The following is a 24,519-nucleotide window of genomic DNA, read 5'->3' on the forward strand; positions in this document are numbered from 1 at the left end:
GTCGTAAGCAGCAGTATCAGGTGAATTGGCGCAGGAAGCGCAAATCGTTCTCGAAGAATAGGCGTAGGTCATTGACCCCATAGCGCAACATGGCCAGACGCTCGGCGCCCATGCCGAACGCAAATCCGGTATAGCGCTCGGTATCGATTCCCGAATGGCGAAAGACCTCAGGATGCACCATGCCGCAACCCATGACTTCCAGCCAGCCACTGTGAGAGCAGACACGACACCCTTCACCGCTGCACATCACACACTGAATATCGACTTCCGCCGAGGGCTCGGTAAAAGGGAAATAGGAAGGACGGAAGCGCACCGACAGGTCGTCACGCTCGAAAAACGCCTGTAGAAAATCTTCGATGGTGCCTTTCAAGTCGGCAAAACTGACGCCTTCATCCACCAGCAGCCCTTCTACCTGGTGGAACATGGGCGTGTGGGTCAGATCAGAATCGCTGCGATAAACGCGCCCCGGACAAACGATCCGGATGGGCGGCTCGCTACTCTTCATGGTACGCACTTGCACGGGCGACGTGTGAGTACGCAACAACCGAGTGGCATCGAAATAAAACGTATCCGCCATGCCCCGCGCAGGATGGTGAGCAGGAATATTGAGCGCTTCGAAATTGTGGTAGTCGTCCTCGATTTCAGGCCCTACCGCCACATCGTAGCCAATCCTGGTAAACAGCCCTTCGATACGCTCCAGGGTTCGCGTCACGGGATGCAGCCCCCCGCTGGCTTGCCCACGCCCTGGCAGAGTGACATCGATGCGCTCTGCTGCCAGGCGCGCATCAAGGGCGGCATTTTCCAGCTGCTGGCGTTTGGCGTCGATTTCCGCCGACAGGGTCTGCTTGGCCTGATTGATCTGCTCACCTGCGGCAGGGCGCTCTTCCGCCGACAGTTTACCCAACCCTTTTAGCAAGGTGGTTACTTCGCCTTTCTTGCCCAGGTAACGAACGCGTAGCTCATCCAGCGCCGAGACACTCTGCGCAGCCTGGATAGCTTCGCGGGCCTCTGACACCAGAGTAGGAAGGTGGTCCATCCGATTTCACTCCGAATTAAGCGGCTCCATCCACGGGGATGGCTGGCATGTAGAAGGTGACAAAAAAACAGGGGAAGAGCGGCTGCTCTTCCCCTGCATGGGTCACACTGAAATGACCACGGGCATTTCACGCCAGGCTAGCCCAGCGAGAAGTGCCTTATTGGGCAGCCTTGGCTTTTTCCACGATAGCAGCAAAAGCGGCTTTCTCGTGTACAGCCAGGTCGGCCAATACTTTACGGTCAATTTCAATACCGGCTTTCTTCAGGCCACCGACGAAGCGGCTGTAAGACATGCCGTTGATACGTGCACCAGCGTTGATACGCTGAATCCACAGAGCGCGGAATTGGCGCTTGCGGTTGCGACGGTCACGGTAGGCATACTGACCGGCCTTGATGACAGCCTGCTTGGCTACGCGGAAAACACGCGAACGGGCACCGTAGTAACCTTTGGCCTGCTTCAGAACTTTTTTATGGCGACGACGGGCAACTACGCCACGCTTAACACGGGTCATAACACACTCCTGACTTTATGACTGAGGCAATGCTCAGATAAGAAAATTCGACCTTACAGGTTCGGCAGCATGCGCTGAATCAGCGCTTTGTCGGCAGCATGTACTTGCTTCATGCCACGCAGCTGACGCTTACGCTTGGTCGACTTCTTGGTCAAGATGTGGCTACGGAAAGACTGCTTGTGCTTGAAGCCGTTAGCGGTCTTTTTGAAGCGCTTGGCAGCGCCGCTGTTGCTTTTGATTTTCGGCATGAGATAACTCCGCTCGATATTTTTTAGAAAACCCAGGGCCGACCAGCGCACACGCGCTGGCCCGTTAACAACGCCGTTGGATCACTTCTTTTTCGGGGCAAGGATCATGATCATCTGGCGGCCTTCCATTTTCGGGAAAGACTCCACCGCTCCGATCTCTTCCAGGTCTGCCGCGATTCGCTCCATCAGCTTGCGGCCGATGTCCTGATGCGCCATTTCACGACCACGGAAGCGCAATGTGACCTTGCCTTTGTCACCACCTTCCAGGAAGCGAATCAGGTTTTTAAGCTTGACCTGATAATCGCCCTCGTCGGTGCCAGGACGGAATTTGACTTCCTTGACCTGGATTTGCTTCTGCTTTTTCTTTTGAGCCGCTTTCTGCTTCTTGGTCTCAAAAACGAATTTACCGTAATCCATGATCTTACAGACGATGGGGTCGGCATTCGAAATTTGCACTAGATCCAGACCTGCCGCTTCTGCACGCTCAAGAGCCTCGGAGGTGGGCACAACACCCAACTGCTCGCCTTCGGCATCGATTAAACGTACTTCTTCTTCGGTGATCCGCTCGTTCATTGGTGGGCGTTTATCTTGTGGACGCCCGCGCTGATTGCTTCGCTTGATTGCTCTGTCTCCTTAGGCAATTGACGATGTCGCCAGGGCTGCTCTCTCTGCACTGAACTTTTCGATGAACTCATCGATGGTCATGGTGCCGAGATTTTCGCCGCTGCGAGTACGCACGGCCACTGAGTCAGCTTCTACTTCCTTATCTCCTACCACCAGAAGATAGGGAACTTTCTGTAATGTATGCTCACGGATTTTAAAGCCGATCTTCTCGTTCCTCAAGTCCGCCTTGACCCGTAAGCCATTTTTTTGCAGCCGACGCTCCACTTCCAGAGCAAAATCGCGCTGTGCATCGGTAATCGTCATCAACACCGCTTGCTGCGGGGCCAACCATAATGGCATAGCACCTGCGTAGTGCTCAATCAAAATACCCAGGAAACGTTCGAAAGAGCCCAGAATGGCACGGTGCAGCATGACCGGCGTCTTGCGCGCCCCGTCTTCATCCACGTACTGGGCGCCCAAACGGCCCGGCAGGTTGAAGTCCAGCTGCAGGGTGCCGCACTGCCATACTCGGTTCAGACAGTCGCGCAGCGCAAACTCGATTTTGGGACCATAAAAAGCCCCCTCACCCGGCTGCAACTCCCACTCAAGCCCCGTGGCATTCAAGGCAGCTTCCAGGCCCTGCTCGGCGCGATCCCACATCTCTGCTTCACCAAGGAAATCTTCAGGGCGCGTGGACAGCTTCAACTCGACGTCATCGAACCCCAGCGTCTTGTAGACTTGCAACGTCAACGCAATGAACGCTTCGGCTTCTGCCTGAATCTGCTTCTCGGTGCAGAAGATGTGTGCATCGTCCTGGGTAAACCCGCGCACGCGCATCAGACCATGCAGTGACCCAGAGGGTTCATTACGATGGCAGCTGCCAAACTCGGCCAGGCGCAAAGGCAGGTCGCGGTAGCTCTTCAGGCCCTGATTGAACACCTGCACATGGCAAGGACAGTTCATCGGCTTGACCGCGTACTCACGCTTCTCGGACTCGGTGGTGAACATCAGCTCACTGTAGTGCCCCCAGTGGCCAGATTTTTTCCACAGCGAAAGATCGACCACCTGGGGTGTCTTGATCTCCTGATAGCCATGCGCCCGCTGCACATTACGCATGTACTCTTCAAGCGCCTGATACATGGTCCAGCCATTGGGGTGCCAGAACACCATGCCCGGGGCTTCTTCCTGGAGATGGAAGAGGTCCATTTTACGCGCCAATTTACGGTGGTCACGCTTCTCAGCTTCCTCCAGCCGCTTCAGGTAAGCCTTGAGCTGCTTTTTATCACCCCAGGCCGTACCGTAAATACGCGTAAGCATCGGGTTGGAAGCGTCCCCCCGCCAGTAGGCACCTGCCAGCTTGGTCAATTTGAAAGCTTTCAGATGCCGGGTGTTCGGGACGTGAGGCCCCCGACACATGTCCGTATACTCTTCATGGTGATACAGGCGGATAGCGGCACCGTCAGGAATGTCACGGATGATTTCCTGCTTATAGGGCTCGTCACGCTGCTCGAAAGTGGCCATGGCCTTGGCGCTATCGACGTATTCACGCACTACGTCGTACTCCTGATCGATCAACGCCTGCATACGCTTCTCGATCGCTTCCAGATCTTCGGGCGTCACGGATTGGCCAAAATCGATATCGTAGTAAAACCCATCATCGATGACCGGGCCAATCGCCATTTTGGCATTGGGGTAGAGCTGCTTCACGGCATGACCAATCAGGTGTGCACACGAGTGGCGAATGATCTCCAGCCCCTCGTCGTCACGCGCCGTGATGATGGAGACATCGGCATCCTGCTCGATGACATCCGCTGCATCCACCAGCACCCCATCAATCTTGCCCGCCACGCAGGCCTTGGCCAAACCAGGGCCAATGGACTCTGCCAGCTGCATGATGGAAAGGGGGCTATCAAATGTTCTCTGGCTGCCGTCAGGCAGTGTCACTATGGGCATTCAAATATTCCTTGAGCGCAGTGGTGATCCATACCAGGGATCACATTTCGCTATCAACGGTAGAAAAACGGACTCAAAACCGGCCGACAGCCTAACAGACTTTGGCATCTCGTAAAATAAAACGGGAGGCCCATGGCCTCCCGTTCTTTTGCTCTCTTTCAGCGTCAGGCGTACAGCCTGTCAAGGAGCATCATGATGGCAAGTGATTAATTCCACTCATCCAGTTCTACGCGACGGTTCTGTGCACGACCTTCGTCAGTCTCGTTGGTGGCAACAGGACGCTCTTCGCCGTAACCTACCGCGCGCATGCGGTTAGCTTCTACGCCACGCTGGGCAAGGTAGGCAGCCACGGATTCGGCACGACGCTGAGACAGGTTCTGGTTGTATTCAGCAGAACCACGTGAATCGGTGTGACCTTCGATGCTGACACGCACGTCAGGATTGTTCACCAGACGCTCGGCAACGCCATTCAGCACTTGCTGTGCATTGGTAGTGAGCTGTGCGGAGTCGAACTCGAAGTTGACGTCACGCAGCACCATGCTTTCCGGGCAACCCAGAGCATTCACGGCAACGCCAGCCGGGGTGTCAGGGCACTGGTCACGGTAATCCGGCACGCCGTCACCGTCGGAGTCCAGCGGGCAGCCATTGGCATCTACCGCCACACCAGCAGGCGTTCCCGGGCACTGGTCACGGTAGTCCGGCACGCCGTCACCGTCGGAGTCCAGCGGGCAGCCTTCAGCATCTACCGCGACGCCAGCAGGCACTTCACCGTAGCTCGGGCACTGCGGCGCAACCGGCTCAGGAGTATGATCGGCACACAGCAGACCGCCAATGGCAGCGCCTGCCGCGAAGCCAGTAGCCGCGCCAGCGTCTTCGTCCGAGCTGCCGCTAGTAGCATAACCAATGCTGCCACCGATCAGGCCACCGGCGATACCACATACGGCGGGGTGCTGGTACCAGCTACGGTCGCTGCTTGCACTCGCCTGACCAGAAGACTGGGAGGCAGAGCTGGCACAGCCAGAGAGGCCTACTACGAGGGCAGAACCGATTAGCAAGCCAGTTGTTGACTTTTTCATGCAAGACTCCTTCTTGATCCAATGCTGATATGGTCAGTGACCAAATCTATCTAATGCTTCTTTTAGCGAGAGCATCCATTTTTCGCTGTTCTTCTTCAGGATGGGCGCCTTGGCGCATCATGAAATCGAACGAGGTGCCTATCATTAACGTTTCAGCGCTAGAAGGCAACAATGCCGTGATATCAACTTCTTGCCAATACCGACGTGTTTAGCATAGCAAAGCTGACACCAATGACACTAAAAATCAGTGTAACGCTTTGGAACCTTTGGCGCGCCACTGGATCACAGCCGCGGCAGCGGCGAGTACGGCAGGACGCATTTCCGCCTCGACTTCGAGGCGCTCCTTGTCTTCACGCATTCGCTCCCGAGGGGTCAATTGCTTGCGTGCAGAGTGGGTCTTGAGGTGCCGAGTGCGGTTATAGACTTCTGCAAATGCCTGAAACTCTGGTCTCTCCGCAAGGCTGGGATCAACGATCTCCAGCAATACCTTACACCGCCAAGAGCCTTCGGTGATATCCACCTGCTCCTGCACCAGCGCGCTCACCACGTAATCCAGGTTTTCCAGACTGTTCTGCTGGGCTCGCTGCTCCTCCTCAAGGCGAAAAGCTTCACGACGTTTCACCTCTTGGCGCAGGGAGTACGCATACCCCCCCAAACCGGCAATGACCACCAGCGCGACGGCCAGTAACAATAGTGCGACGGTAGTGCTCATGAAGCCTCTTTATATCAAGCCAGAATAGTTTAACGGAAATTGTACACTGCTTTCTACAACATAGACCAACTTTGTCGTTAATCCGCTCACGCTAGCCAAACACTGCTGGTGCCAGAAAAGTATAATGGTCCAGTAGCAGTGCACCAAACAGCCCCAGTAGGTAACGAATGGAAAACCAGAAGGCCAGCAGTGGCACTGCCTGATCATCGCCCCTCCAGACGCGCCAGCCCCAGTAGATGAATCGTGCATTGAGCGCCATGACGATCACCAGATACACCCAGCCACTCATGCCTACCACCACCGGCAAAAGCGACGCCGCCACGGTCAGCCAGCTGTAAAGCCAAATCTGCAGTCGCGTAAACGCCACGCCATGGGTGACCGGCAACATGGGAATACCCGCGCAGGCGTAGTCTTCACGCTTGTGAATAGCCAGCGACCAGAAATGCGGCGGCGTCCAGACGAAGATGATCAGCATCAGCAGCAAAGGCTCCGTCGCAATGCTGCCCGTTACGGCCACCCAGCCCAGCAGCGGTGGCGCCGCCCCCGCGACGCCTCCAATCACGATATTCTGTGGGGTGGCACGTTTCAGGTACGCGGTATACAGCACGGCGTAGCCCACCAGCGATGCCAGTGTCAAAAATGCCACTAGCGTGTTCACCTGCCAGGCCAGTAGCCCCACGCCCACCACCGACAGCCCTACGGCCCATAGCATGGCCATCCAGACAGGCAGGCGGTGCGCCGCTAACGGTCGGCGTGACGTGCGCGTCATCACAGCGTCCAGATGGCGGTCGATGATATGGTTGAAAGCGGCGGCCCCACTGGAGGCCAATCCGACGCCCAGCAGACCGAACACCATGGCTTTCAACGGCGGCAACCCCGGCGTAGCCAAGGCCATACCAACGGCCGTGCATACCAGCATGACGACCACCACGTTGAGCTTGCACAGTAACACCAGCTCTTTCAACACTCCCCAACGGATGGTGGGTAACGTGGTATCCAGCGTTGCGTATCGCATAGTGATCACCTGATGGATTGTTATTGTTTTCAAGGTCAATCATTGGACTATCGGGCCTGCACGTATAACGCTTTCCCGTCGAGCGCCTGCACTGCGTGTGATCGTTCAGGCATATAACGGTAGCGCCACCAGGCCCACCCCAGCCCCAGGCACAACAGCACGGCGCCCGCGGTATGCAGCAGCGCTAGCCATAACGGCAGCCAGAGCAGCACATTGGCAACGCCCAACCCTGCCTGTAGCAGGTACAGCAACACGACCATGGACAAGGCACCCACGACCTCACTTTGGCGGCGATAGCGCCACCAGAGCGCCAGCAGCACGACACCCAGCAGCAAGGCACCCAAGCGGTGCACCACATGAATGGCGGTGCGCGCATCGGCATGCAGCTGACCATGTAAATAATTGGGGCCCACGGTCTGGGTCAGATGAAACCCTTCGCTCAGGTCCATATCCGGCCACCACTGGGTGTTACAGGTGGGAAATCCCTGGCAAGCAATACCGGCATAATTGCTGGTGACCCAGCCACCCAGCGCCAGCTGCAGTACCAGCGCCGCGCCTGCCAGAAGCCAGAGCGGGCCTGACTTTCTGGGGGGCACCAACACCCCTTTCGCCGACCGACGAATGCGCAGATGAAGCCAAAAAAACAGCATCAACACACTGAGCCCGCCCAGCAAGTGTAGCGTGACCACCTGCGGCCAGAGCTTCAACGTCACGGTAAAAGCGCCAAACGCACCTTGTATGAGAATCACGATCAGCAGCGCGACGCTGACCTTCCAGGGATAGCCTTCTCGGCGCCTCAATGGCCACCCCAGGAGTAGCGTTCCGATCACCAGCAGCCCGAGAAAGCTGGCGACATAGCGGTGCCCCATCTCGACCCAGGCCTTGAAGGGGTCAAGCGGCACGTCCGGATGGCGCAGTGCGGCATGTTCGCTATCCGGCACCAACAACCGCCCGTAGCAACCAGGCCAGTCGGGGCACCCTAGCCCCGCATCCACCAGCCGAGTCCAGGCCCCCACCAGAATGACCAGCACCGTCAACAGCGTACCGGCCAGGCTCAGCGCTACCAGCAGGCGCAAACGGTGCTTATCGGAATGAATCATCACGTGTCCTTACGGCTGATCAGTCGCCGGGAGAGAATTACAAAGCGTTCACTTTGAACAAGTGTCTAATATCTTTCAGCATATCCGACGCGGGGGCCGTTGCGTGGTAGGCCAGCGCAGGGCGGCCTGCGGGGTCCAGCACCCAGACACGCTGTTCGCCACGCCAGTTGGGCAAGCGGTGCCAGGCCGTGGCGGTCTCGCCAGGCAACATCTGCAGGTCACCGCCGATCCTGAGGCGCTGCAGGCGACCCGCTTCTCGCCCAAGAGCCCGGTGCAGACGCCATAGCTCATCCTGCCTTGCGTCACAGGGCTCCACGCATTCGAACACCAGCATCCACTGCTCACCAGGCTCAAGTCTAGACGTTAGTGGCCACTCTTCCAGCGGCGGCGCGGTCACGGAAACATCCCCGTAGGCGGTGTAGTGGGTGGGTATACCGATTCGCCATGTCACCATGATCCATGCGATCACCACCGGCGCGGCAAACGCCACGAACAGTAGCACCAGGATAAAGCGAGGGAAACGCTTTGCGCTGGATGACATCGGGTTAACTCCTGATTCTCTCGACCCTTGGGTCGTTCATGAGGCGGCGACCGCCGATCAGCATCACCACCAGAGCCGCCAGCGTTAGGCCCCACCACTGAAACGCATAGGCCTGATGACGCGCCGGTGGCACCACATTGGCTTCCCACCAGGGGATCAGGACACCCTCCCCCTCGTGAGCATGCACCCATCCGGCAAAACGGAACGCCCCAAGCGCCGAGGCCCAGGGAGCCAGATCTAACCGTTGCAGCCTCACCCCTTCCAGGTTGTTGCCGTAAAGGAGGCCATCCGAATGCGCTCTCTGCCACTCTCCGACGACCTGCACCTGGCCTGCTGGCGTCGAGGAGACCGGCGGCTCGCGACTACTGCCGGTTTCCATAAACCCCCGCTGAATCAGCCAGAGCTGACCATGCTCGTCACGCAAAGGCGTCAGCACGGCAACGCCCAGCCGTCCATTGACGATTCGGTTATCGAGATAGAGCGTATGCTCCGCCAGATACTCGCCCTGCAAGCGTAGCATGGCACCCTCAGCCGGCTCACTGACCGGTGCTATCAGGGAGGGCGCGGCGGCACGCTGATCAAGCGATCGCTGCTTGTCAGCAGCACGCTCCCACTGCCATAGTCCTAATAGCACACCAGCAACGACCACCACGGTCCAAAAACACCCCCATACCAACAACCGCAAGGTTACACGGGAGCGTCGGCGCATGGCACTCAAATTACTGATCGCATTGGTGTTCATAGGCATGTTGGTCAGCCTAGCCGCAGGTGCTGGCTTTCTATTGCGAGACCACGGCGCTTCACGGCGCCTTCTGACCTCGCTGAAGTGGCGTGTCGGCCTGGGCTGTCTGCTCATGGCATTGCTCATTTTTGGCTTCTGGTCAGGCGAACTGGGCTGACGCCCTACAGTACATAGACAAAGATGAACAGCCCCACCCATACGACATCGACAAAATGCCAGTACCAGCAGGAGGCCTCGAAAGCAAAATGCTGCTCATTGGCGAAATGGCCCTTGATGATTCTGACCAGCATGATAGCCAGAATCAGCGTGCCAATGATCACGTGGATGCCATGAAAGCCCGTCAGAATAAAAAAGGTCGCCCCGAAAATACCGGCTTCCAGGGTAATCCCGTAATGATGGTAGGCCTCGTAATACTCGACCCCTTGGATGACGATGAAGCAAATGCCCAACCCCACCGTAGCCGCCAGCCAATTCCGGCATGTTGATCGATAGCCCATCTTGAGCGCTTCATGAGCGACGGTCAGGGTAATGCTAGAGGTGATCAGCAGCAGGGTATTGACCAGCGGCAACTGCCACGGGCTCAGCACGCTATGGGGCCCTGCCACGGCAGCATCAGGAGGATTCAATAACGGCCACTCGGGAATGAAGCCCGGCCATAGCAGCGCCGATACCCCTTTGGCGCCCTCGCCGCCCAGCCAGGGGAGCGCGAAGGTGCGGATGTAGAAAAGCGCGCCGAAAAAGGCTGCAAAGAACATCACTTCCGAAAAGATGAACCACCCCATGCCCCAGCGAAACGAGCGGTCCATCTGGGCGTCGTACAAACCGCCCATGGACTCATGTACGACATCGCGGAACCAGAGCCCCATGACCGCCACTACGGCCACCAATCCAACCGCCAAGACCGGCATACCGGTGCCATAGACCAGTTGAATACCGGCACCGATCATCATCACACCTAGCGCAATCGAGCCCAATACGGGCCATCGGCTGGTCGCAGGTACGTAATAGCTGCCACTGCTCATATGCTGCCTCCTGGAACGCTTTCATAGGCGTCACTCAGTGCGACGCGATGAACGGGATAGAGGGTATATACCAGCGTGATGGTATTGATATCCGGCGGCAGGTCCCGAGCCAGTTGAAATACCAACGGGATGGTCAACCGCTCCTGCCCCTGCAACTGCTGCTCTTGAAAACAGAAACAGCTGACCTTGCGCAAGTGTGTGGTGGCATTGGAAGGCGACACGCTGGGCACTGCCCGCCCCCAATTCTGGGACTGGCTATTGTTGGTGAAGGTAAAATCGACCTCGGCGGTTTGACCGGGATGTACGCGCATTTGACGCGTGGCTACGCTCATTTGCCAGGGCAAGCCCGCACTCCCCCGGGTGATGAACTGCACCGTAATAAAGCGCGACGTATCCACCTCCTCATGAACGATGGCCTGGGCGGTCGTATCCACCTTGCCATTCAGCCCGGTGATACGGCAGAAAACGTCGTAAAGCGGCACCAGCGCAAAGGCGAAGGCGAACATCCCCACCAGCGCCGCTACGCTGCGAATGACCGTACGCCTCACCGCTACCGCCTGCTTTTCACTACTGGTCGCCATACGCGAGCCCTCCCGCCTGTCAAACCATTAGTCATGGGCCTGTTGCCGATGGAAAACAGGCGGCGTTTCGAAGGTATGCAGTGGCGCTGGGCTGGGCACGCTCCACTCTAGATCCTCGGCCCCCTCCCAGGCCTTGGCCGGTGCTTTTTTGCCGCCTCTGACACACAGCACGACGACCAGCACGAACAGCAGTTGAGAGAAACCGAAGAAGAACGCGCCGATACTAGACAGAAGATTGAAGTCGGCGAACTGCAGCGCATAGTCGGGAATCCGTCTGGGCATGCCCGCCAACCCGGCAAAATGCATGGGGAAAAAGGTCAGGTTGACCCCAATGATCGAGCACCAGAAATGGCACTGAGCCAAACGCTCGTTGGGATAGTGGCCGGTCCATTTGGGCAGCCAGTAGTACACGCCTGCCATGATGGCAAAGATGGCCCCCGGCACGAGCACATAGTGAAAATGAGCGACCACGAAATACGTGTCATGGTATTGAAAGTCGGCAGGAGCAATGGCCAGCATCAGCCCGGAAAAACCACCGATGGTGAACAGCACCACGAATGCCAAGGCAAACAGCATAGGGGGTTCGAAGCTGATGGAGCCTCGAAATAGCGTCGTAACCCAGTTAAATACCTTCACGCCGGTTGGCACGGCGATCAGCATGGTGGTGTACATGAAGAAGAGTTCGGCTGCCAGCGGCAAGCCCACCACGAACATGTGGTGCGCCCAGACCAAAAACGACAGCAGTGCAATGGCCCCCGTGGCATACACCATAGAGGCGTAGCCAAACAGACGTTTGCGCGCAAAGGTAGGAATGATCGCCGACACGATACCGAAGGCCGGCAGAATCATGATGTAGACCTCGGGGTGCCCAAAGAACCAGAACAGGTGTTGGAACAGCACCGGATCACCGCCCCCCGAAGCATCAAAGAAGCTGGTCCCAAAGTTGATATCCATGAGCATCATGGTAATCACCCCCGCCAGCACGGGCATGACGGCAATCAGCAGGAAAGCGGTAATGAGCCATGTCCAGACGAACAGCGGCATGTCCATCATGCGCATCCCCGGGGCACGCATGTTGAGGATGGTGGCGATGATGTTGATCGCCCCCAGAATGGAGCTGATACCGGCAATGTGCAGCGCCAGAATGAAAAAGGTCGTGGAGGGCGGCGCATAGGTGGTGGACAAGGGCGCATAGAAGGTCCAGCCAAAATTGGGCCCGCCACCCGGCATGAAAAGTGTTGAAAGCAGCAGCGTGAAGGCGACGGGCAGCAGCCAGAAGCTGAAGTTATTGAGCCGGGGAAGCGCCATATCAGGCGCCCCGATCTGCAGCGGGATCATCCAGTTGGCCAGTCCCGTGAAGGCAGGCATGACGGCTGCAAACACCATGATCAAGCCATGCATGGTGGTCATCTGATTGAAAAACTCGGGCTGTACCAACTGGAGCCCCGGCTGGAAAAGCTCCGCTCGAACCACCAGTGCAAAGATACCCCCAATAAAGAACATCGTCAGAGAGAAGATCAGATAGAGCGTACCGATCTCCTTGTGATTGGTGGTCAGTAGCCAGCGCATAAGCCCTTTGGGCGGGTGTGCATGCTGGTGATGGGCAGGAGTGGCACTGCCGTGGCCGCCAGCGTGGGTGGTGGAACTATGCTGTAACGGGTGCTGAGGGGGTAGTTGGGGCGCCATGAGCTTCTCCGCCTGCTTTTCATTGTTATGGGTAGCCTGGTGTTACTGGGCAATCAGCTCGGCGATCCTGGCTGGCTGCACCGTATCACCCGCGTCATTGCCCCAGGCATTGCGGGTATAGGTAACCACCGCCGCAAGCTCCACGGGATTGAGCGTGGATCGGAAAGCCGGCATCGCCGCACCAGAGACCCCATTGACGATCCTGTCGATATGCCAATCCAGGTCTTCGATCAACTGATCATTACCGGCCAATGCCGGGAAGGCCGGCATCGCCCCTTGCCCTTCGGCTTGATGGCAAGAAGAACAGATGGCGCGGTACACCGCTTCCCCTCTGGCCATCAGTTCCTCCATTTCCCATTCACGGTCGACGCCCATGGCCTCCTGCTCGGCCGCTTCACGCCGCTCTACCAGCCAGGCATCGAATTCCTCTTCTTCCATGGCATGTACCACGACAGGCATGAAGCCATGATTGACGCCACACAGTTCGGCACACTGTCCGCGATAAATACCGGGAGTATTGATCTGCACCCAGTTTTCATTGATGAAGCCGGGGATCGTATCCTGCTTGACTGCCAGCTCGGGCACCCACCAGGAGTGGATGACATCGTCTGAGGTCATCAAAAAGCGTACTTTGCGATTGATTGGCAAGACCAGCGGTTCGTCCACGTCGAGCAGATAATGCTCTCCGCGCTCCTCCTCCCCTCGGATCTGTTCCCAGGGCGTGCTCATGTTGGAGTTGAAAGCAACGTCTTCGCCCAGGTATTCGTAGCGCCAGCGCCACTGCTGCCCGGTAATCATCACATCCAGATCGGCTTCCGAGGCGTCATACATATTCTTGAGCGTGGCGGTGGCAGGAATTGCCATGCCAACCAGAATCAGCACAGGAATGGCCGTCCACAACACTTCCACCGTGGTGTGTTCGTGAAAATGGGCTGCCTTGGCTCCCTTGGCGTGTCGATAGCGAAACAGGGAGTAAAACATCACGCCGAACACGATGACGCCAATCACGACGCAGATCCAAAAAATGGTCATATGCAGATTGAAGATATCACGGCTGACGTCCGTGACACCCACCGGCATATTCCAACTATTGGCCGACGCCACTGACGCAACGGCAAGACTCGATGAGGGAAGTAGTAGCCATCGCCACACTGGGGGCATAGAAACCTCCTTTATTATTGTTGTTCTCGCCATGCTTTTATTAAAGCAGGATTAAGACGTCAATCTCAGTATAGAAAACAAATGCCATTCGTCACGCAAACCTTGCGTGATTTGCCTCAACGGTTCATCCAGCGACCCACTGGGCCAACCAGGCAATGACCAGTACGAACAGGAGCGTCACGACGATACCCGTCACGATGAACGCACCGGGACGCTCGCTGGAGAAATCCTGGCGACGTTGGCGGTCATTCTGAACCCCGATCAACGCTGCCAGCACCGACTTCAAGACTGACCACATACCCCCTCCCCCCTCTCATCAGCCTCAGATTGCCTGATCGACTGCCAAATGCTCTTTTTGAAAAAAGCGGGCTGCCTGTTCAGCATAGACACAAGGCATGGATACTCGCCACTGCCCGCCTTTTCAGCGCTGATGTCGGGCCGAGGAAATTAGCTTGCGAGCAGTGATCGTGCGCTTCACACTACGCAGCACTCGTCATCCCCCTTTTTCATGAGCATGTGTCAACTTTAGGGAGTTTTTCATGCCCAAGCGTCGTATCACGCTGTCTGGTGTCGTTGTTGTTCTTGGTCTATCGAGCCTGGCGGGCTGCACCACTTACACGTGGCCAGATGGCTCACAGGAAACGATCTTTGGGGTTGTTTCCGAGGATGAAAACAAGCGTTACGAAGAGCCTCGTGCGGACGGGGTACGCTATCAACGCCCCGGAGAAGTACCGGAATCCGCACAAGAGTAAAGAGCACGCATTGGCACCTTCAAGCGTTGCCCAAGCGGCGCTTGGTCAGTGCCGTGGCTTGGGCTGACAAAGGATCTTCTGGCCAGGGGTGCTTTGGATACCGCCCGCGCATCTCTTTTCTCACCTCCGGGTAGCCGGTCAGCCAGAAGCTACGCAAGTCCTGTGTGACCTGCAGGGGGCGTCGTGCCGGTGACAGTAGGTGAATCATCACGGCCACTTGCCCTTCGGCCACGGTCGGTGTTTCTTGCCAGCCAAAGGCCTCCTGCAGCTTCAGTGCCAGCACCGGCGGCCTGCCCTCCAGGCAGGGCAGATAGTCCAGCGTAATCGTGTTGCCACCAGGCGCCCTGAGCCCGGTAGGCACCAAGCGGGCAAACGCACTCTGCGCTTCCCACGTCAGCGTCTCCAGCAGGCACCGCGCGAAGGGCAGCTTTTCGACCTGTCCCAGCCGAGTCATACCGGCCACATAAGGCGCCAGCCAACCCTCCAGATCATCCACCAATCCAGCATCGGACCAGTCGGGCCACTGGCCCGGGAAAGTACGCGCCAGCAGCGCCATGCGCCCCTGCAAGCGCCTGACCTCGTCATTCAGCAAAGCTGCAGGGCGGCGCTGCAAAGCGCTCATCAGCGCTTTCTCGGCAGCGGCGGCGGGCAGCGTCTGGAGCGGGCGTACCGCCAATACCAGCTCACCGTGACACTGCACTGCGTCGGCCACCAGCTTGCCCGGCGGCTCTTGCCAGGCAACCCGTTCGTGCCACGTCGCCGTCGCCGGATACAGGGCTCGCAAAGCCTGTTCGGAGAGGGGCACTGCCCTCTGGATCGGTGCATCACGGCTAGCGCTGTCGAGGTGAACGGCCACCAGATACGGCTCGTTGGCCAACGGGTGCTGCGGCGATAGCGTTGCCGTCTTGCCATTGGCCAGCTTGAAACGTCCGAGGTTCATGAGCTGGGCCACTCGGTCAGGAAACGCCACCGCAAGCAGCTCACCCAGAGGCTCCAGATCAAGGCGTGACGGCACCGTGCAGCCCATCAGCGCCGCCAGACGCTTGACTTCCTGGTGCCAGGTTGGGAATGCAGAAGGTGTTTTCAGCCGAGCGGCCAGGGCTTCCTGCAGTGTTCCCTCAAGACGTTCCCGGCCCTCCAGCAGCGCTGCCAACGCACAGGCCAGCGCGGTATTTTCTCCCGCCTTGGAGCGCACCAGCATCGCGGCCAGGCGAGGCTCCACCGGCAAGGTACCGCACTGCTGCCCCAGCGGTGTCAGCCCGCCTGCCTGGTCGAGCAGCCCCAGCCGCTGGAGAAGGTCGCGTGCGCTCTGCCATGCGCCCCTGGGCGGTGGAGATAGCCAGGCCAGCGCGTCGGGTGAATTAACGCCCCATAGCGCCAGTTCCAGCGCCAGACGCGAGAGATCGGCCTGCAGCATCTCGGGTTCACGGTGCGCGACCAGCGGCTGGTCCTGCGCCCACAGACGATAGCAGTAGCCTGATTGCTGGCGCCCCGCGCGCCCACGCCGCTGGTCGGCGCTGGCGCGGTTGACGCGACGGGTGGTCAATCGCGTAAGCCCTGTTTGGGCACTGAACTCGGGCACCCGTTCAAGGCCTGCGTCAATGACGACGTTGACGCCGTCGACCGTCAGGCTCGATTCGGTAATCGAGGTGGAAATGATCACCCGCCGCTGCGTACCAGGGCTAAGTGCGGCTTGTTGAGCATCCAGCGTCATGCCGCCATGCAGCGTGCGAATATCCAGCGTCAGCGTTGATGACGCCAGCACTTGGGCGAGCCGACGGATCTCCGCCACGCCGGGCAAGATGACCAATATGTCCTGGGCATCGTCCAGCGCCACGGCCTCCTCCACGACGCTGCGCGCCGCCATGGCGGCGGTCTCACCGCCAACAGCTGGCCGATATAGCGTGGTGACCGGAAAGGCGCGGCCACTGCTCTCGATCACCGGAGTATGCTCGCCCAGCAAGGTACGCAGCGCCTCTATATCCAGCGTCGCGGACATCACCACCAGGCGGAGATCGTCACGAATGCTTTGCTGCACGTCCATTGCCAGCGCCAGACCCAGGTCGGACTCGATACTGCGTTCATGAAACTCATCGAAGAGAATGCCGGCCACCCCCTCCAGCAGCGGGTCATCCTGCAGCATGCGCGTCAGCACCCCTTGAGTGATCACTTCCAGCTGCGTATCAGGCCCCACCCGTTGATCACCGCGCATGCGATAGCCAATACGCTTACCCACCGGCTCACCCAACTGAGCGGCCATGTAAGTCGCCGCCAACCTGGCCGCCACCCGCCGAGGTTCGAGCATCAGCAGGCGCTGGCCACGCGCCCAGGGGCGTTCGATGAGTCTCAAGGGCACGCGGGTGGTCTTGCCCGCGCCGGGCTGCGCCACCAGGATGAGGCGAGAGTGGGTGTCCAGAGCGTCTTCGATCGACGCCAGGTGTTGCTCGATGGGCAGCTCAGGCATGGTCGAACTCATGCAATGGATACGACTGGGCGCTCTATGCCACAGCCTTTCAAGATCACATGCTCCAGGAAGCGACAAATAGCGTCGATGTCTTCCTCGGCCAGTGCCTCCTGGCCGAGAATGCCGTTCACCTGGGCACTATATTCGGTATAGTGCTGGGTGGATGACCAGATCAGAAAAATCAGCCAACGAGGATCCACATCATCCATCTTCCCCTGCCGCGACCACTCTCGCATGATAGCGGCACGGCTACTGACCCACTCTCTCAGCTCACCGTTCAGGTAATCCTTCAGAAAAGGTGCGCCGCCCAGAATTTCAGCCGCAAACAGCCTGGAACCCTCGGGATAGCGCTGACCAAGCACCATTTTGGTGCGAATAAAATCGCTCAATACGGCTGCTGGGTCACTCGCAGGGGTAATGTCTTCCAGCACCGCGTTCCAGCGCTTCATCATGCGATTCAGTAGTCGCACATAGAGCGCCTGCTTGCTCCCCATGTAATAGAGGATATTGGCCTTGGGCAAACCCGCGACGTCGGCAATCGACTGCAGGCTGGCTCCGCGATAACCATGCTGAGCAAACACCTGTTCGGCGGCACTCAATATCGTCTGCTCGATGCGGTCCCTGCTGGCGCTCTCATGGTTAGCGGTATCAAGCGTCATTGAGTAAGCTCCTTGATATAGGCTCGGGTTGTGCCGATCAGCTCAGGCCCAACGTCGGACAACGCTGCAAAAAGGGGCATTTTCGCTCTTCATGCATCGTTTCAGGGCAACAAAACGCGCTGACAACAAAGTCTTGCAAGCCACGCTTTTTTGTCCCAAGCTCACCATTATTGACCAATCGGTCAGAACAATCATAACGGAGTTTGGCATGGCAACGATTGAGTTTCTGCTCAATGGCACCCGTCAACAGTGTCGAGTGCCCCCTGAGACCAGTATTCTAACGCTGTTACGCGACCATTTGGGGGCCACGGGCACAAAAGAGGGCTGCGCGTCCGGCGACTGTGGCGCTTGTACGGTTGCCTTGAAAAGCAGCGACCCCGACCAGCCACCGTTCCTGACGGTCAATGCGTGCATTACCCCGGCCCATCAACTGCATGGCCAACATCTCGTCACTGTGGAAGGCCTGTCGCAGGGCAACTCCTTGCACCCTGCGCAGCGCGCCATGATCGACTGCCACGGCAGCCAGTGTGGTTTCTGTACGCCGGGCATCGTCATGTCGCTGTTCAGTTTGCATACGCAACAGCAGCGCCAACCTGCCCCCTTGACCCCCGAACGTCTGGAAGCCGCGCTGGGTGGCAACCTTTGCCGCTGCACGGGCTATCGCCCGATTCGTGATGCCGCGCTGACCATGCACGCCAGCGACTGGCAGCCGCCTCAATGGTGGGATGCCACGCTGTCTGACTCGCAGGATGGCGACAACTCCACACAAGCCCCTCAGGAAGGCCCGCTATTTGCACAGCCGAGGTCGCTGAGCGAACTGACAGCGCTGCGGCGCGACCTGCCCAATGCCAGACTGGTCGCTGGCGCCACGGACCTATGGCTGGAAACGACCCAGCGCTTGGCCGCACTGGATCAACTGATCGATACCACTCGCGTGCCCGAGCTGAGCATGATCTCGCCAGCGACCTTTCAGGGGCAGGAAGGATGGTGGGTCGGCGCGGCGGTGACCTATTCGCGGCTTGCTCCGCTGCTGGCAACTCACTTCCCCGCTTTCGCGCACCTGCTCCATCGGCTGGGCTCGGAACAAGTGCGTAACCGGGGAACCCTCGGCGGCAATATCGCCAATGCATCCCCCATTGGTGATACCCCACCCGTACTGCTGGCACTCGGCGCTCATCTCGAACTGGCCAGCCATGCGGGTACCCGCTGTTTGCCGCTGCAGGCGTTCTTTATCGATTATAAGAAAACGGCGCTGGCCGCCGATGAGGTCATCACACGTATCTTTATTCCTGCTCTGGAGAAGAGTGCTTCTCTCAGAGTGTGGAAGCTCTCTAAACGCCGTGAAGACGATATCTCTGCCGTTCTGGGTGCCTTTAGCTACCGCCTGGAGGACGGCAAGTTAAGCGACGTGCGCATCGCCTTCGGCGGGATGGCCGCCACGCCCCGACGTGCCCCGGCAACGGAGGCCGCGCTGGAAGGGCAACGGGTAGGCAAACAGGCCTTTCAAGCGGCCCGGCAAGCGCTGCAAGATGAGTTCGAGCCCATGAGTGACGTGCGAGGCAGCCAGCAGTATCGTCAGCTGGCGGCCGCCAATCTGCTGGAACGACTCTACTTGTCGCTTTCATCACCAGAACAGGAGGTCATGTTGCATGCGTACGCTCACTAAACTCGACAACGACAGTCGCCGGGCCCGGCATGAGCTCGACCAGCGTATACATGGCGCGGCCCCCCTGGCGCGCCATACCGTGGACAGCCGCGGACAGCGCCAGGCGGGGTCCTCCAGCTTTCATGAGAGCGCCGAAAAACATGTGACGGGGAAAGCACTCTATATCGACGACCTCAAGACACCTGCTGATGCTTTACACGTGGCTCTGGGGCTCTCACCGGTGGCCCACGGCACCTTGACGCACCTCGACCTGGAGGCCGTTCGCAGCGCCCCCGGGGTGGTCGACGTGATCACATTCCACGACGTGCCTGGCCACACGGACATCGGCCCGGTCTTCCCTGGCGACCCTATCTTCGTCGAGCGTGAGATCAGCTATTCAGGGCAGTGCCTGTTTGCCGTGGCTGCCACTTCCCTGGGGGCGGCGCGTCAAGCGATTCTGCTTGCCGATGTGCAGATCGACAAGCTGCCAGCACAGCTGGATGCCGTTCAAGCCGCTGCTCAAGAGGAGTTCGTTCGCCCCAGCCACACCCAACAGCGTGGTGACTGGCAGACCACACTGGAGCAAGCTGAACACGTGCTGGAAGGTGCGCTGTTCATTGGTGGACAAGAGCACTTCTATCTGGAGGGCCAGGCGTGCGTCGTCATTCCGAGCGAAGACGAAGGCGTCATGGTTCACACCTCCAACCAGCACCCCAGTGAAACCCAAAAGCTGGTTGCCGAAGTGCTTGGTATCCCATTTCATGCCGTCACGGTTGAAGTACGGCGCATGGGGGGTGGTTTTGGAGGCAAGGAAACCCAGGCATCCCCCTGGGCCTGCATTGCTGCCCTCATCGCACGACGCACCGGCAAGGCCACGCGTCTTCGCCTGCCCAGACGTGACGACATGCGCGCCACTGGCAAGCGCCACCCCTTTCACAGCCGCTATCGGCTGGCCATCGATTCACAGGGAGTGATTCAAGGCAGCGACATTACCGTGATCGGCGACTGCGGCTACTCCCCCGACCTTTCCGATGCCATTGTCGACCGCGCCATGTTTCACGCAGACAATGCCTACTCACTGGGCAATGCCCGAGTCACCGGCCATCGCGCCCGCACCCACACCGCATCGAACACCGCTTTTCGCGGGTTTGGCGGCCCCCAGGGCATGATGATCATCGAAGCGGCCATGGACGATATTGCCCGCCATGTCGGTGAAGACCCGCTGACCATCCGCAAGCGCAACTTTTATCGTCCCGAACGCGACATGACCCATTACGGGCAGCAGGTCGACCAGAAGCAGTTGCTTCACACGCTCGTCGAGCGCCTCGAGCAACGCAGCGAGTACTGGACGCGTCGACAGCAGATACGGGACTTCAACGCCTCCAGCTCCGTCATCAAGAAAGGGCTGGCACTGACACCCGTCAAGTTCGGCATCTCCTTCACCGCCCAGCACCTCAACCAGGCCGGCGCGCTGCTACACGTCTATACCGATGGCAGCATCCTGATCAACCACGGCGGCACTGAAATGGGGCAAGGCCTGCACACCAAGATCTGCCAGGTGGTGGCTCTGGAACTGGGGCTGGATCTGGAGAGCGTGCGCATCAGCGCCACACGAACGGACAAGGTGCCGAACACTTCCCCCACGGCAGCCTCCAGCGGTGCGGATTTGAACGGCATGGCCGCCCGCGATGCTGCCATCAAACTGCGTGAGCGTCTGTTCGATTTTGCCGCCAACCACTTCGAGGGCGGGCTGGATCGTGAAGGCATGGAGATGAGGGACGGTATGCTCATCGCAGGCATAGGCGAAAGTGAGCGCCGTATTGCCTGGGGCGAGCTGGTGCAAACGGCGTATTTACATCGGGTTTCGCTGTCCGAGAAAGGCTTCTACGCGACGCCACTGATTCATTACAATCGCGCGACCGGCCAAGGCCGCCCATTTTATTATTACGCCTTTGGCGCGGCAGCGGCGGAGGTCAGTGTCGACACGTTGACCGGCGAGTATCAGGTCGAGCGTGTCGACATACTTCATGATGTCGGCAACTCGCTCAACCCGGCCATCGACATTGGTCAGGTAGAAGGCGGTTTCATTCAGGGCATGGGCTGGCTGACCAGCGAAGAGCTCAAATGGAACAGTGAAGGGACGCTGGTCAGCGATGGTCCAGCGACCTACAAAATTCCCACCTTCGGGGATCTGCCCAGCGTCTTCAATGTCGAACTGCTGGAAGGACACCCTAATTCCATGGCCAGCCTGTACCGCTCCAAAGCGGTGGGTGAGCCGCCCTTCATGCTGGGGATATGCGTCTGGTCGGCCCTGCGCGATGCCCTCGCCAGCCTGGATGACTACCGCAGCTCGCCGCGTCTGGATACCCCGGCCACGCCCGAGCGTGTCATGCTGGCAGCGCATGCCATTCGGAAAAGTGCCTTATGACCCATGAAACGCCCATGACCTGGCATGCCGCCCTCGACCATTGTCAACGCCACGGCACGCCTCATGTCTTGGCCACCCAGATGACCAGCGCAGGCTCCACGCCCCGGGAGCCTGGCGCACGCATGGTGATTACCGAACACGCTGTCTTCGATACGCTGGGCGGCGGCACCTTCGAGTGGCAGACCATTCAGCAGGCTCGCTCCCTCTTGAGCCAGCGCCAAGCGGGGTTCTCACTGGAATCCTTTTCGCTGGGCGGGCGTAGCGGGCAGTGCTGTGGCGGGCTGGTCAACGTCCTGCTGGAAGTATTTCTGGGCGCCACCGCTCACATTGCCCTGTTCGGCGCGGGGCATGTCGGGCGCGAGATAGTCAAACTCAGCGCTCCTCTGCCTTGGCAGCTCGATTGGTATGACAGCCGCGCCGATGCTTTCCAATCAGATGTCCCTCGTGCACGCTTGAGTTGTCATTTACTGGGCGACGTTGGAGATACGGTGGCAGGCTTACCCCTTGGCACCCATGCTCTGGTCATGACCCACGATCATGATGAGGATTATGCCTTGATCAAGGGGTTGCTGGAGCGTGCCGATATTGCGTCCATTGGATTGATAGGCTCCGACAGCAAGTGGGCGAGTTTCAAAGGGCGCCTTTCCCGAGCAGGAGTCGACCAGCCGATACTGCAGCGCGTGCGCTGCCCCATCGGCTCGGTCAGGAATACCAAGCTCAGCAATAAAACCCCCTACGCCATCGCGCTGAGCGTGGTGACGGAATTACTCTGGTTGACCGACCAACCCTATGCCACCGAGACCCGTGGCCTGGATAGCGCTACGCTACGCGCGCTTTTTGCCCCTACTGCAACGCACTCGAGTTGATATGACCTTGCCCACCGATACGCTTATCCGCGCTGAATTAATCAGCTTTCCCAACGATCCCGGCGATGGCAACCTGCCCCACCCTGGCAGTCTGGAACACTACGCTGACGGCCTCTTGTGGCTGAAGGGTGGGCATATCCATGCAGTGGGGCATTATGCCGGGCTGGTTGATCAGTTGCCTAAAGCAGCGGAAGTGATCGACCATCGCGGCAAGATCATCATGCCAGGATTCATCGATACTCACGTCCACTATGTCCAGTTGGACATCATGGCCTCTTATGGGCGCCAACTGCTGGATTGGCTGAATGACTACACGTTTCCGGCCGAGTGCCAGTTCGCCAATCATGATCACGCCAAGGCGTTATCGGAAGCGTTCTTGAGCGAAATGCTGCGCGCAGGTACCACCACCGCGCAAGTGTTTGGCTCGAGCCACCCGGGCTCCGTGGATGCCTTTTTTGCAGCCTGCCAAAAGCGGCAGCTGCGCATGCTGGTAGGCAAGGTACTGATGGATCGCAATGCCCCCGATGCCTTGATGGATGGCGTCTCGGGTATCTCCGACACAGAGCGGCTCATCGAGGACTGGCACGGGAAGCAGCGCCTCGGTTACAGCGTTACCCCGCGTTTTGCGCCCACCTCGACCAGAGCGCAAATGGACGCGGCAGGTGCCCTGCTGCGCAATGACCCTACCCTATGGCTGCAGACCCACCTCGCCGAGAACAGCGGAGAGCTGGACTGGGTGGCGGAACTGTTTCCCGGCAGTCGAGACTATTTGGCCGTTTACGAAGAAGCAGGGCTCGTCGGCCCACGCAGCACCTTTGCCCACGGTATTCATTTGGACAACGGCATGCGCCAACGGTTGGCAGAGCGCGGCGCCAATATCGCCTTTTGCCCCAGCTCCAACCTGTTCCTGGGTAGCGGCCTGTTCGACCGAGACGCTGCCCGAGAGACGGGCATGGCATTTACCTATGCCAGCGACATTGGCGCAGGCACGGATCTTTCAGGCTTCGGCACCTTGAAAAGCGCCTATCAGGTAGGCCAACTGCGTGGTCAGCCACTGACCGCCTGGCAAGGATTTTATGGCCTCACCCACGGCAACGCCAAAGCCCTCTCTCTGGATAGCCACATTGGACAGTTGGCACCTTCCTACGAAGCTGACTTTGTCGTGATCGACCCTGACGCCACGTCCCTGCTGCAGCGACGTAGCCAGCACTGCACCACCCTCGGTGAACGGCTATTTGCATTGATGATGCTCGCCGATGACCGCGCTATCTATGAAACCTGGGCCGGAGGCGTATGCCAACACCGCAGAGACGCCTAGCGGCCGATCTCTTGTAAAGTCACTCTCACCCAGCCACAGGCTGGGTGTTTTTTTGCTGAGGAATTTTCCCAACGAACGTTTCTCGACGACCTTTCCCAACGACAAATTTAACGCACAGCAAAAAGCCCCGAACACAGTGTGCTCGGGGCTTTCTACTTAATAAGTGCCTGACGATGACCTACTCTCACATGGGGAGACCCCACACTACCATCGGCGCTAAGCGGTTTCACTTCTGAGTTCGGCATGGGATCAGGTGGTTCACGCGTGCTATGGTCGTCAGGCGTAACAGGTAATGCATATCATGCTGAGGTGTTCTTGACGTATTTTTGACGTGTATTGTGTGCGTCTCTTGTCAGCAAGCACTTGGGCTCACTGCGGCGTATCCGGTGTGTCGAGTGCG

Annotated in this window: 24 protein-coding genes and 1 rRNA gene; 6 read left to right on the forward strand and 19 right to left on the reverse strand. The window is 58.7% G+C overall.

What is annotated here, in order from left to right:
* Nucleotides 1-16: 16 nt before the first annotated feature.
* From pheS to CWI66_RS09380, 11 genes are all read right to left on the reverse strand, one after another.
* Nucleotides 17-1,036, reverse strand: coding sequence for a phenylalanine--tRNA ligase subunit alpha (gene pheS, locus CWI66_RS09330; protein WP_081135800.1), 1,020 nt, complete (start codon nucleotides 1,034-1,036; stop codon nucleotides 17-19).
* Between the two features lie 157 nt (nucleotides 1,037-1,193).
* Nucleotides 1,194-1,547 (reverse strand): 50S ribosomal protein L20, encoded by a 354-nt coding sequence (gene rplT, locus CWI66_RS09335; protein ID WP_009097607.1) that lies wholly within the window; start codon nucleotides 1,545-1,547, stop codon nucleotides 1,194-1,196.
* 53 nt (nucleotides 1,548-1,600) lie between these two features.
* Nucleotides 1,601-1,795 (reverse strand): 50S ribosomal protein L35, encoded by a 195-nt coding sequence (gene rpmI, locus CWI66_RS09340; protein WP_016913943.1) that lies wholly within the window; start codon nucleotides 1,793-1,795, stop codon nucleotides 1,601-1,603.
* An 81-nt stretch (nucleotides 1,796-1,876) separates the two neighbouring features.
* The gene (infC, locus tag CWI66_RS09345) at nucleotides 1,877-2,416 is read right to left on the reverse strand and encodes a translation initiation factor IF-3 (RefSeq protein WP_081135803.1); all 540 of its coding nucleotides are present in this window, start codon (nucleotides 2,414-2,416) and stop codon (nucleotides 1,877-1,879) included.
* 12 nt (nucleotides 2,417-2,428) lie between these two features.
* Nucleotides 2,429-4,351 (reverse strand): threonine--tRNA ligase, encoded by a 1,923-nt coding sequence (gene thrS / locus CWI66_RS09350; RefSeq protein ID WP_100731518.1) that lies wholly within the window; start codon nucleotides 4,349-4,351, stop codon nucleotides 2,429-2,431.
* Nucleotides 4,352-4,557: 206 nt separating this feature from the next.
* Nucleotides 4,558-5,427: an OmpA family protein gene (locus CWI66_RS09355; protein ID WP_100731519.1), complete on the reverse strand. Its 870-nt coding sequence runs from the start codon at nucleotides 5,425-5,427 to the stop codon at nucleotides 4,558-4,560.
* Between the two features lie 244 nt (nucleotides 5,428-5,671).
* Entirely contained in the window at nucleotides 5,672-6,139 is a 468-nt protein-coding gene (locus CWI66_RS09360) for a DUF2489 domain-containing protein (protein ID WP_100731520.1), read from the reverse strand.
* A 91-nt stretch (nucleotides 6,140-6,230) separates the two neighbouring features.
* Entirely contained in the window at nucleotides 6,231-7,154 is a 924-nt protein-coding gene (gene cyoE, locus CWI66_RS09365; RefSeq protein ID WP_100731521.1) for a heme o synthase, read from the reverse strand.
* Between the two features lie 47 nt (nucleotides 7,155-7,201).
* Entirely contained in the window at nucleotides 7,202-8,254 is a 1,053-nt protein-coding gene (locus CWI66_RS09370) for a COX15/CtaA family protein (RefSeq protein WP_100731522.1), read from the reverse strand.
* A gap of 37 nt (nucleotides 8,255-8,291) precedes the next feature.
* Entirely contained in the window at nucleotides 8,292-8,795 is a 504-nt protein-coding gene (locus tag CWI66_RS09375) for a hypothetical protein (RefSeq protein ID WP_016913950.1), read from the reverse strand.
* A 4-nt stretch (nucleotides 8,796-8,799) separates the two neighbouring features.
* A complete protein-coding gene (locus CWI66_RS09380) occupies nucleotides 8,800-9,543 on the reverse strand; it encodes an SURF1 family protein (RefSeq protein WP_332868313.1) in 744 nt (247 codons plus the stop codon).
* Between CWI66_RS09380 and CWI66_RS09385 the strand changes: the two genes are divergently transcribed.
* A complete protein-coding gene (locus CWI66_RS09385) occupies nucleotides 9,503-9,694 on the forward strand; it encodes a DUF2909 domain-containing protein (RefSeq protein ID WP_016913952.1) in 192 nt (63 codons plus the stop codon). The two genes, CWI66_RS09380 and CWI66_RS09385, sit on opposite strands and share 41 nt — an antisense overlap.
* Before the next feature lie 4 nt (nucleotides 9,695-9,698).
* On the opposite strand, the gene CWI66_RS09390 is transcribed toward CWI66_RS09385, so the two are convergent.
* The 5 genes from CWI66_RS09390 to CWI66_RS09410 form a co-directional block, all read right to left on the reverse strand.
* Complete coding sequence (locus CWI66_RS09390) at nucleotides 9,699-10,559, reverse strand: cytochrome c oxidase subunit 3 (RefSeq protein WP_016913953.1); 861 nt, start codon at nucleotides 10,557-10,559, stop codon at nucleotides 9,699-9,701.
* A complete protein-coding gene (locus CWI66_RS09395) occupies nucleotides 10,556-11,140 on the reverse strand; it encodes a cytochrome c oxidase assembly protein (RefSeq protein ID WP_100731523.1) in 585 nt (194 codons plus the stop codon). Before CWI66_RS09395 ends, CWI66_RS09390 begins: the two co-directional genes overlap by 4 nt.
* A 27-nt stretch (nucleotides 11,141-11,167) precedes the next feature.
* Complete coding sequence (ctaD, locus tag CWI66_RS09400) at nucleotides 11,168-12,826, reverse strand: cytochrome c oxidase subunit I (protein ID WP_081194352.1); 1,659 nt, start codon at nucleotides 12,824-12,826, stop codon at nucleotides 11,168-11,170.
* A gap of 42 nt (nucleotides 12,827-12,868) precedes the next feature.
* Nucleotides 12,869-13,987, reverse strand: a complete 1,119-nt coding sequence (gene coxB, locus CWI66_RS09405; protein ID WP_100731524.1) for a cytochrome c oxidase subunit II — start codon at nucleotides 13,985-13,987, stop codon at nucleotides 12,869-12,871.
* A gap of 124 nt (nucleotides 13,988-14,111) precedes the next feature.
* Complete coding sequence (locus tag CWI66_RS09410) at nucleotides 14,112-14,285, reverse strand: DUF2970 domain-containing protein (RefSeq protein WP_016913957.1); 174 nt, start codon at nucleotides 14,283-14,285, stop codon at nucleotides 14,112-14,114.
* Between the two features lie 241 nt (nucleotides 14,286-14,526).
* Here CWI66_RS09410 and CWI66_RS09415 point away from each other — a divergent pair, with 241 nt between their 5' ends.
* On the forward strand, nucleotides 14,527-14,739 hold the full coding sequence (locus CWI66_RS09415; protein WP_100731525.1) for a hypothetical protein: 213 nt from the start codon (nucleotides 14,527-14,529) through the stop codon (nucleotides 14,737-14,739).
* A 19-nt stretch (nucleotides 14,740-14,758) separates the two neighbouring features.
* Here the strand turns inward: CWI66_RS09415 and hrpB are convergent, their stop codons facing one another.
* Together hrpB and CWI66_RS09425 are read right to left on the reverse strand one after the other, a co-directional pair.
* A complete protein-coding gene (gene hrpB / locus CWI66_RS09420; RefSeq protein WP_100731526.1) occupies nucleotides 14,759-17,203 on the reverse strand; it encodes an ATP-dependent helicase HrpB in 2,445 nt (814 codons plus the stop codon).
* Between the two features lie 8 nt (nucleotides 17,204-17,211).
* Nucleotides 17,212-17,862 (reverse strand): TetR family transcriptional regulator C-terminal domain-containing protein, encoded by a 651-nt coding sequence (locus CWI66_RS09425; RefSeq protein ID WP_100731527.1) that lies wholly within the window; start codon nucleotides 17,860-17,862, stop codon nucleotides 17,212-17,214.
* Nucleotides 17,863-18,070: 208 nt separating this feature from the next.
* Here CWI66_RS09425 and xdhA point away from each other — a divergent pair, with 208 nt between their 5' ends.
* The 4 genes from xdhA to guaD are packed head-to-tail and all read left to right on the forward strand — an operon-like array spanning nucleotide 18,071 to nucleotide 24,119.
* Complete coding sequence (xdhA, locus tag CWI66_RS09430) at nucleotides 18,071-19,528, forward strand: xanthine dehydrogenase small subunit (protein ID WP_100731528.1); 1,458 nt, start codon at nucleotides 18,071-18,073, stop codon at nucleotides 19,526-19,528.
* Nucleotides 19,512-21,935: a xanthine dehydrogenase molybdopterin binding subunit gene (xdhB, locus tag CWI66_RS09435; RefSeq protein WP_100731529.1), complete on the forward strand. Its 2,424-nt coding sequence runs from the start codon at nucleotides 19,512-19,514 to the stop codon at nucleotides 21,933-21,935. Before xdhA ends, xdhB begins: the two co-directional genes overlap by 17 nt.
* Nucleotides 21,932-22,801 carry a xanthine dehydrogenase accessory protein XdhC gene (gene xdhC, locus CWI66_RS09440; protein WP_016913962.1) on the forward strand — a complete coding sequence of 290 codons (870 nt, stop codon included), beginning with the start codon at nucleotides 21,932-21,934 and terminating at the stop codon, nucleotides 22,799-22,801. Before xdhB ends, xdhC begins: the two co-directional genes overlap by 4 nt.
* 1 nt (nucleotide 22,802) lies before the next feature.
* Nucleotides 22,803-24,119 carry a guanine deaminase gene (guaD, locus tag CWI66_RS09445; protein WP_100731530.1) on the forward strand — a complete coding sequence of 439 codons (1,317 nt, stop codon included), beginning with the start codon at nucleotides 22,803-22,805 and terminating at the stop codon, nucleotides 24,117-24,119.
* Nucleotides 24,120-24,284: 165 nt separating this feature from the next.
* Here guaD and rrf read toward each other — a convergent pair.
* Nucleotides 24,285-24,400: ribosomal RNA gene (gene rrf / locus CWI66_RS09450) — 5S ribosomal RNA — on the reverse strand.
* Nucleotides 24,401-24,519: the final 119 nt, after the last annotated feature.

It is taken from the genome of Halomonas sp. 141, assembly GCF_002810305.1.
Taxonomy (GTDB): Bacteria; Pseudomonadota; Gammaproteobacteria; order Pseudomonadales; family Halomonadaceae; genus Vreelandella; species Vreelandella stevensii.

What these genes read in the sequence shown, in the direction of transcription:
- pheS (WP_081135800.1), bottom strand. Translation starts at nt 1,036, where the DNA reads ATGGACCACCTTCCTACTCTGGTGTCAGAGGCCCGCGAAGCTATCCAG.
- rplT (WP_009097607.1), bottom strand. Translation starts at nt 1,547, where the DNA reads ATGACCCGTGTTAAGCGTGGCGTAGTTGCCCGTCGTCGCCATAAAAAA.
- rpmI (WP_016913943.1), bottom strand. Translation starts at nt 1,795, where the DNA reads ATGCCGAAAATCAAAAGCAACAGCGGCGCTGCCAAGCGCTTCAAAAAG.
- thrS (WP_100731518.1), bottom strand. Translation starts at nt 4,351, where the DNA reads ATGCCCATAGTGACACTGCCTGACGGCAGCCAGAGAACATTTGATAGC.
- CWI66_RS09355 (WP_100731519.1), bottom strand. Translation starts at nt 5,427, where the DNA reads ATGAAAAAGTCAACAACTGGCTTGCTAATCGGTTCTGCCCTCGTAGTA.
- CWI66_RS09360 (WP_100731520.1), bottom strand. Translation starts at nt 6,139, where the DNA reads ATGAGCACTACCGTCGCACTATTGTTACTGGCCGTCGCGCTGGTGGTC.
- cyoE (WP_100731521.1), bottom strand. Translation starts at nt 7,154, where the DNA reads ATGCGATACGCAACGCTGGATACCACGTTACCCACCATCCGTTGGGGA.
- CWI66_RS09370 (WP_100731522.1), bottom strand. Translation starts at nt 8,254, where the DNA reads ATGATTCATTCCGATAAGCACCGTTTGCGCCTGCTGGTAGCGCTGAGC.
- CWI66_RS09375 (WP_016913950.1), bottom strand. Translation starts at nt 8,795, where the DNA reads ATGTCATCCAGCGCAAAGCGTTTCCCTCGCTTTATCCTGGTGCTACTG.
- CWI66_RS09385 (WP_016913952.1), top strand. Translation starts at nt 9,503, where the DNA reads ATGGCACTCAAATTACTGATCGCATTGGTGTTCATAGGCATGTTGGTC.
- CWI66_RS09380 (WP_332868313.1), bottom strand. Translation starts at nt 9,543, where the DNA reads ATGCCTATGAACACCAATGCGATCAGTAATTTGAGTGCCATGCGCCGA.
- CWI66_RS09390 (WP_016913953.1), bottom strand. Translation starts at nt 10,559, where the DNA reads ATGAGCAGTGGCAGCTATTACGTACCTGCGACCAGCCGATGGCCCGTA.
- CWI66_RS09395 (WP_100731523.1), bottom strand. Translation starts at nt 11,140, where the DNA reads ATGGCGACCAGTAGTGAAAAGCAGGCGGTAGCGGTGAGGCGTACGGTC.
- ctaD (WP_081194352.1), bottom strand. Translation starts at nt 12,826, where the DNA reads ATGGCGCCCCAACTACCCCCTCAGCACCCGTTACAGCATAGTTCCACC.
- coxB (WP_100731524.1), bottom strand. Translation starts at nt 13,987, where the DNA reads ATGCCCCCAGTGTGGCGATGGCTACTACTTCCCTCATCGAGTCTTGCC.
- CWI66_RS09410 (WP_016913957.1), bottom strand. Translation starts at nt 14,285, where the DNA reads ATGTGGTCAGTCTTGAAGTCGGTGCTGGCAGCGTTGATCGGGGTTCAG.
- CWI66_RS09415 (WP_100731525.1), top strand. Translation starts at nt 14,527, where the DNA reads ATGCCCAAGCGTCGTATCACGCTGTCTGGTGTCGTTGTTGTTCTTGGT.
- hrpB (WP_100731526.1), bottom strand. Translation starts at nt 17,203, where the DNA reads ATGCCTGAGCTGCCCATCGAGCAACACCTGGCGTCGATCGAAGACGCT.
- CWI66_RS09425 (WP_100731527.1), bottom strand. Translation starts at nt 17,862, where the DNA reads ATGACGCTTGATACCGCTAACCATGAGAGCGCCAGCAGGGACCGCATC.
- xdhA (WP_100731528.1), top strand. Translation starts at nt 18,071, where the DNA reads ATGGCAACGATTGAGTTTCTGCTCAATGGCACCCGTCAACAGTGTCGA.
- xdhB (WP_100731529.1), top strand. Translation starts at nt 19,512, where the DNA reads ATGCGTACGCTCACTAAACTCGACAACGACAGTCGCCGGGCCCGGCAT.
- xdhC (WP_016913962.1), top strand. Translation starts at nt 21,932, where the DNA reads ATGACCCATGAAACGCCCATGACCTGGCATGCCGCCCTCGACCATTGT.
- guaD (WP_100731530.1), top strand. Translation starts at nt 22,803, where the DNA reads ATGACCTTGCCCACCGATACGCTTATCCGCGCTGAATTAATCAGCTTT.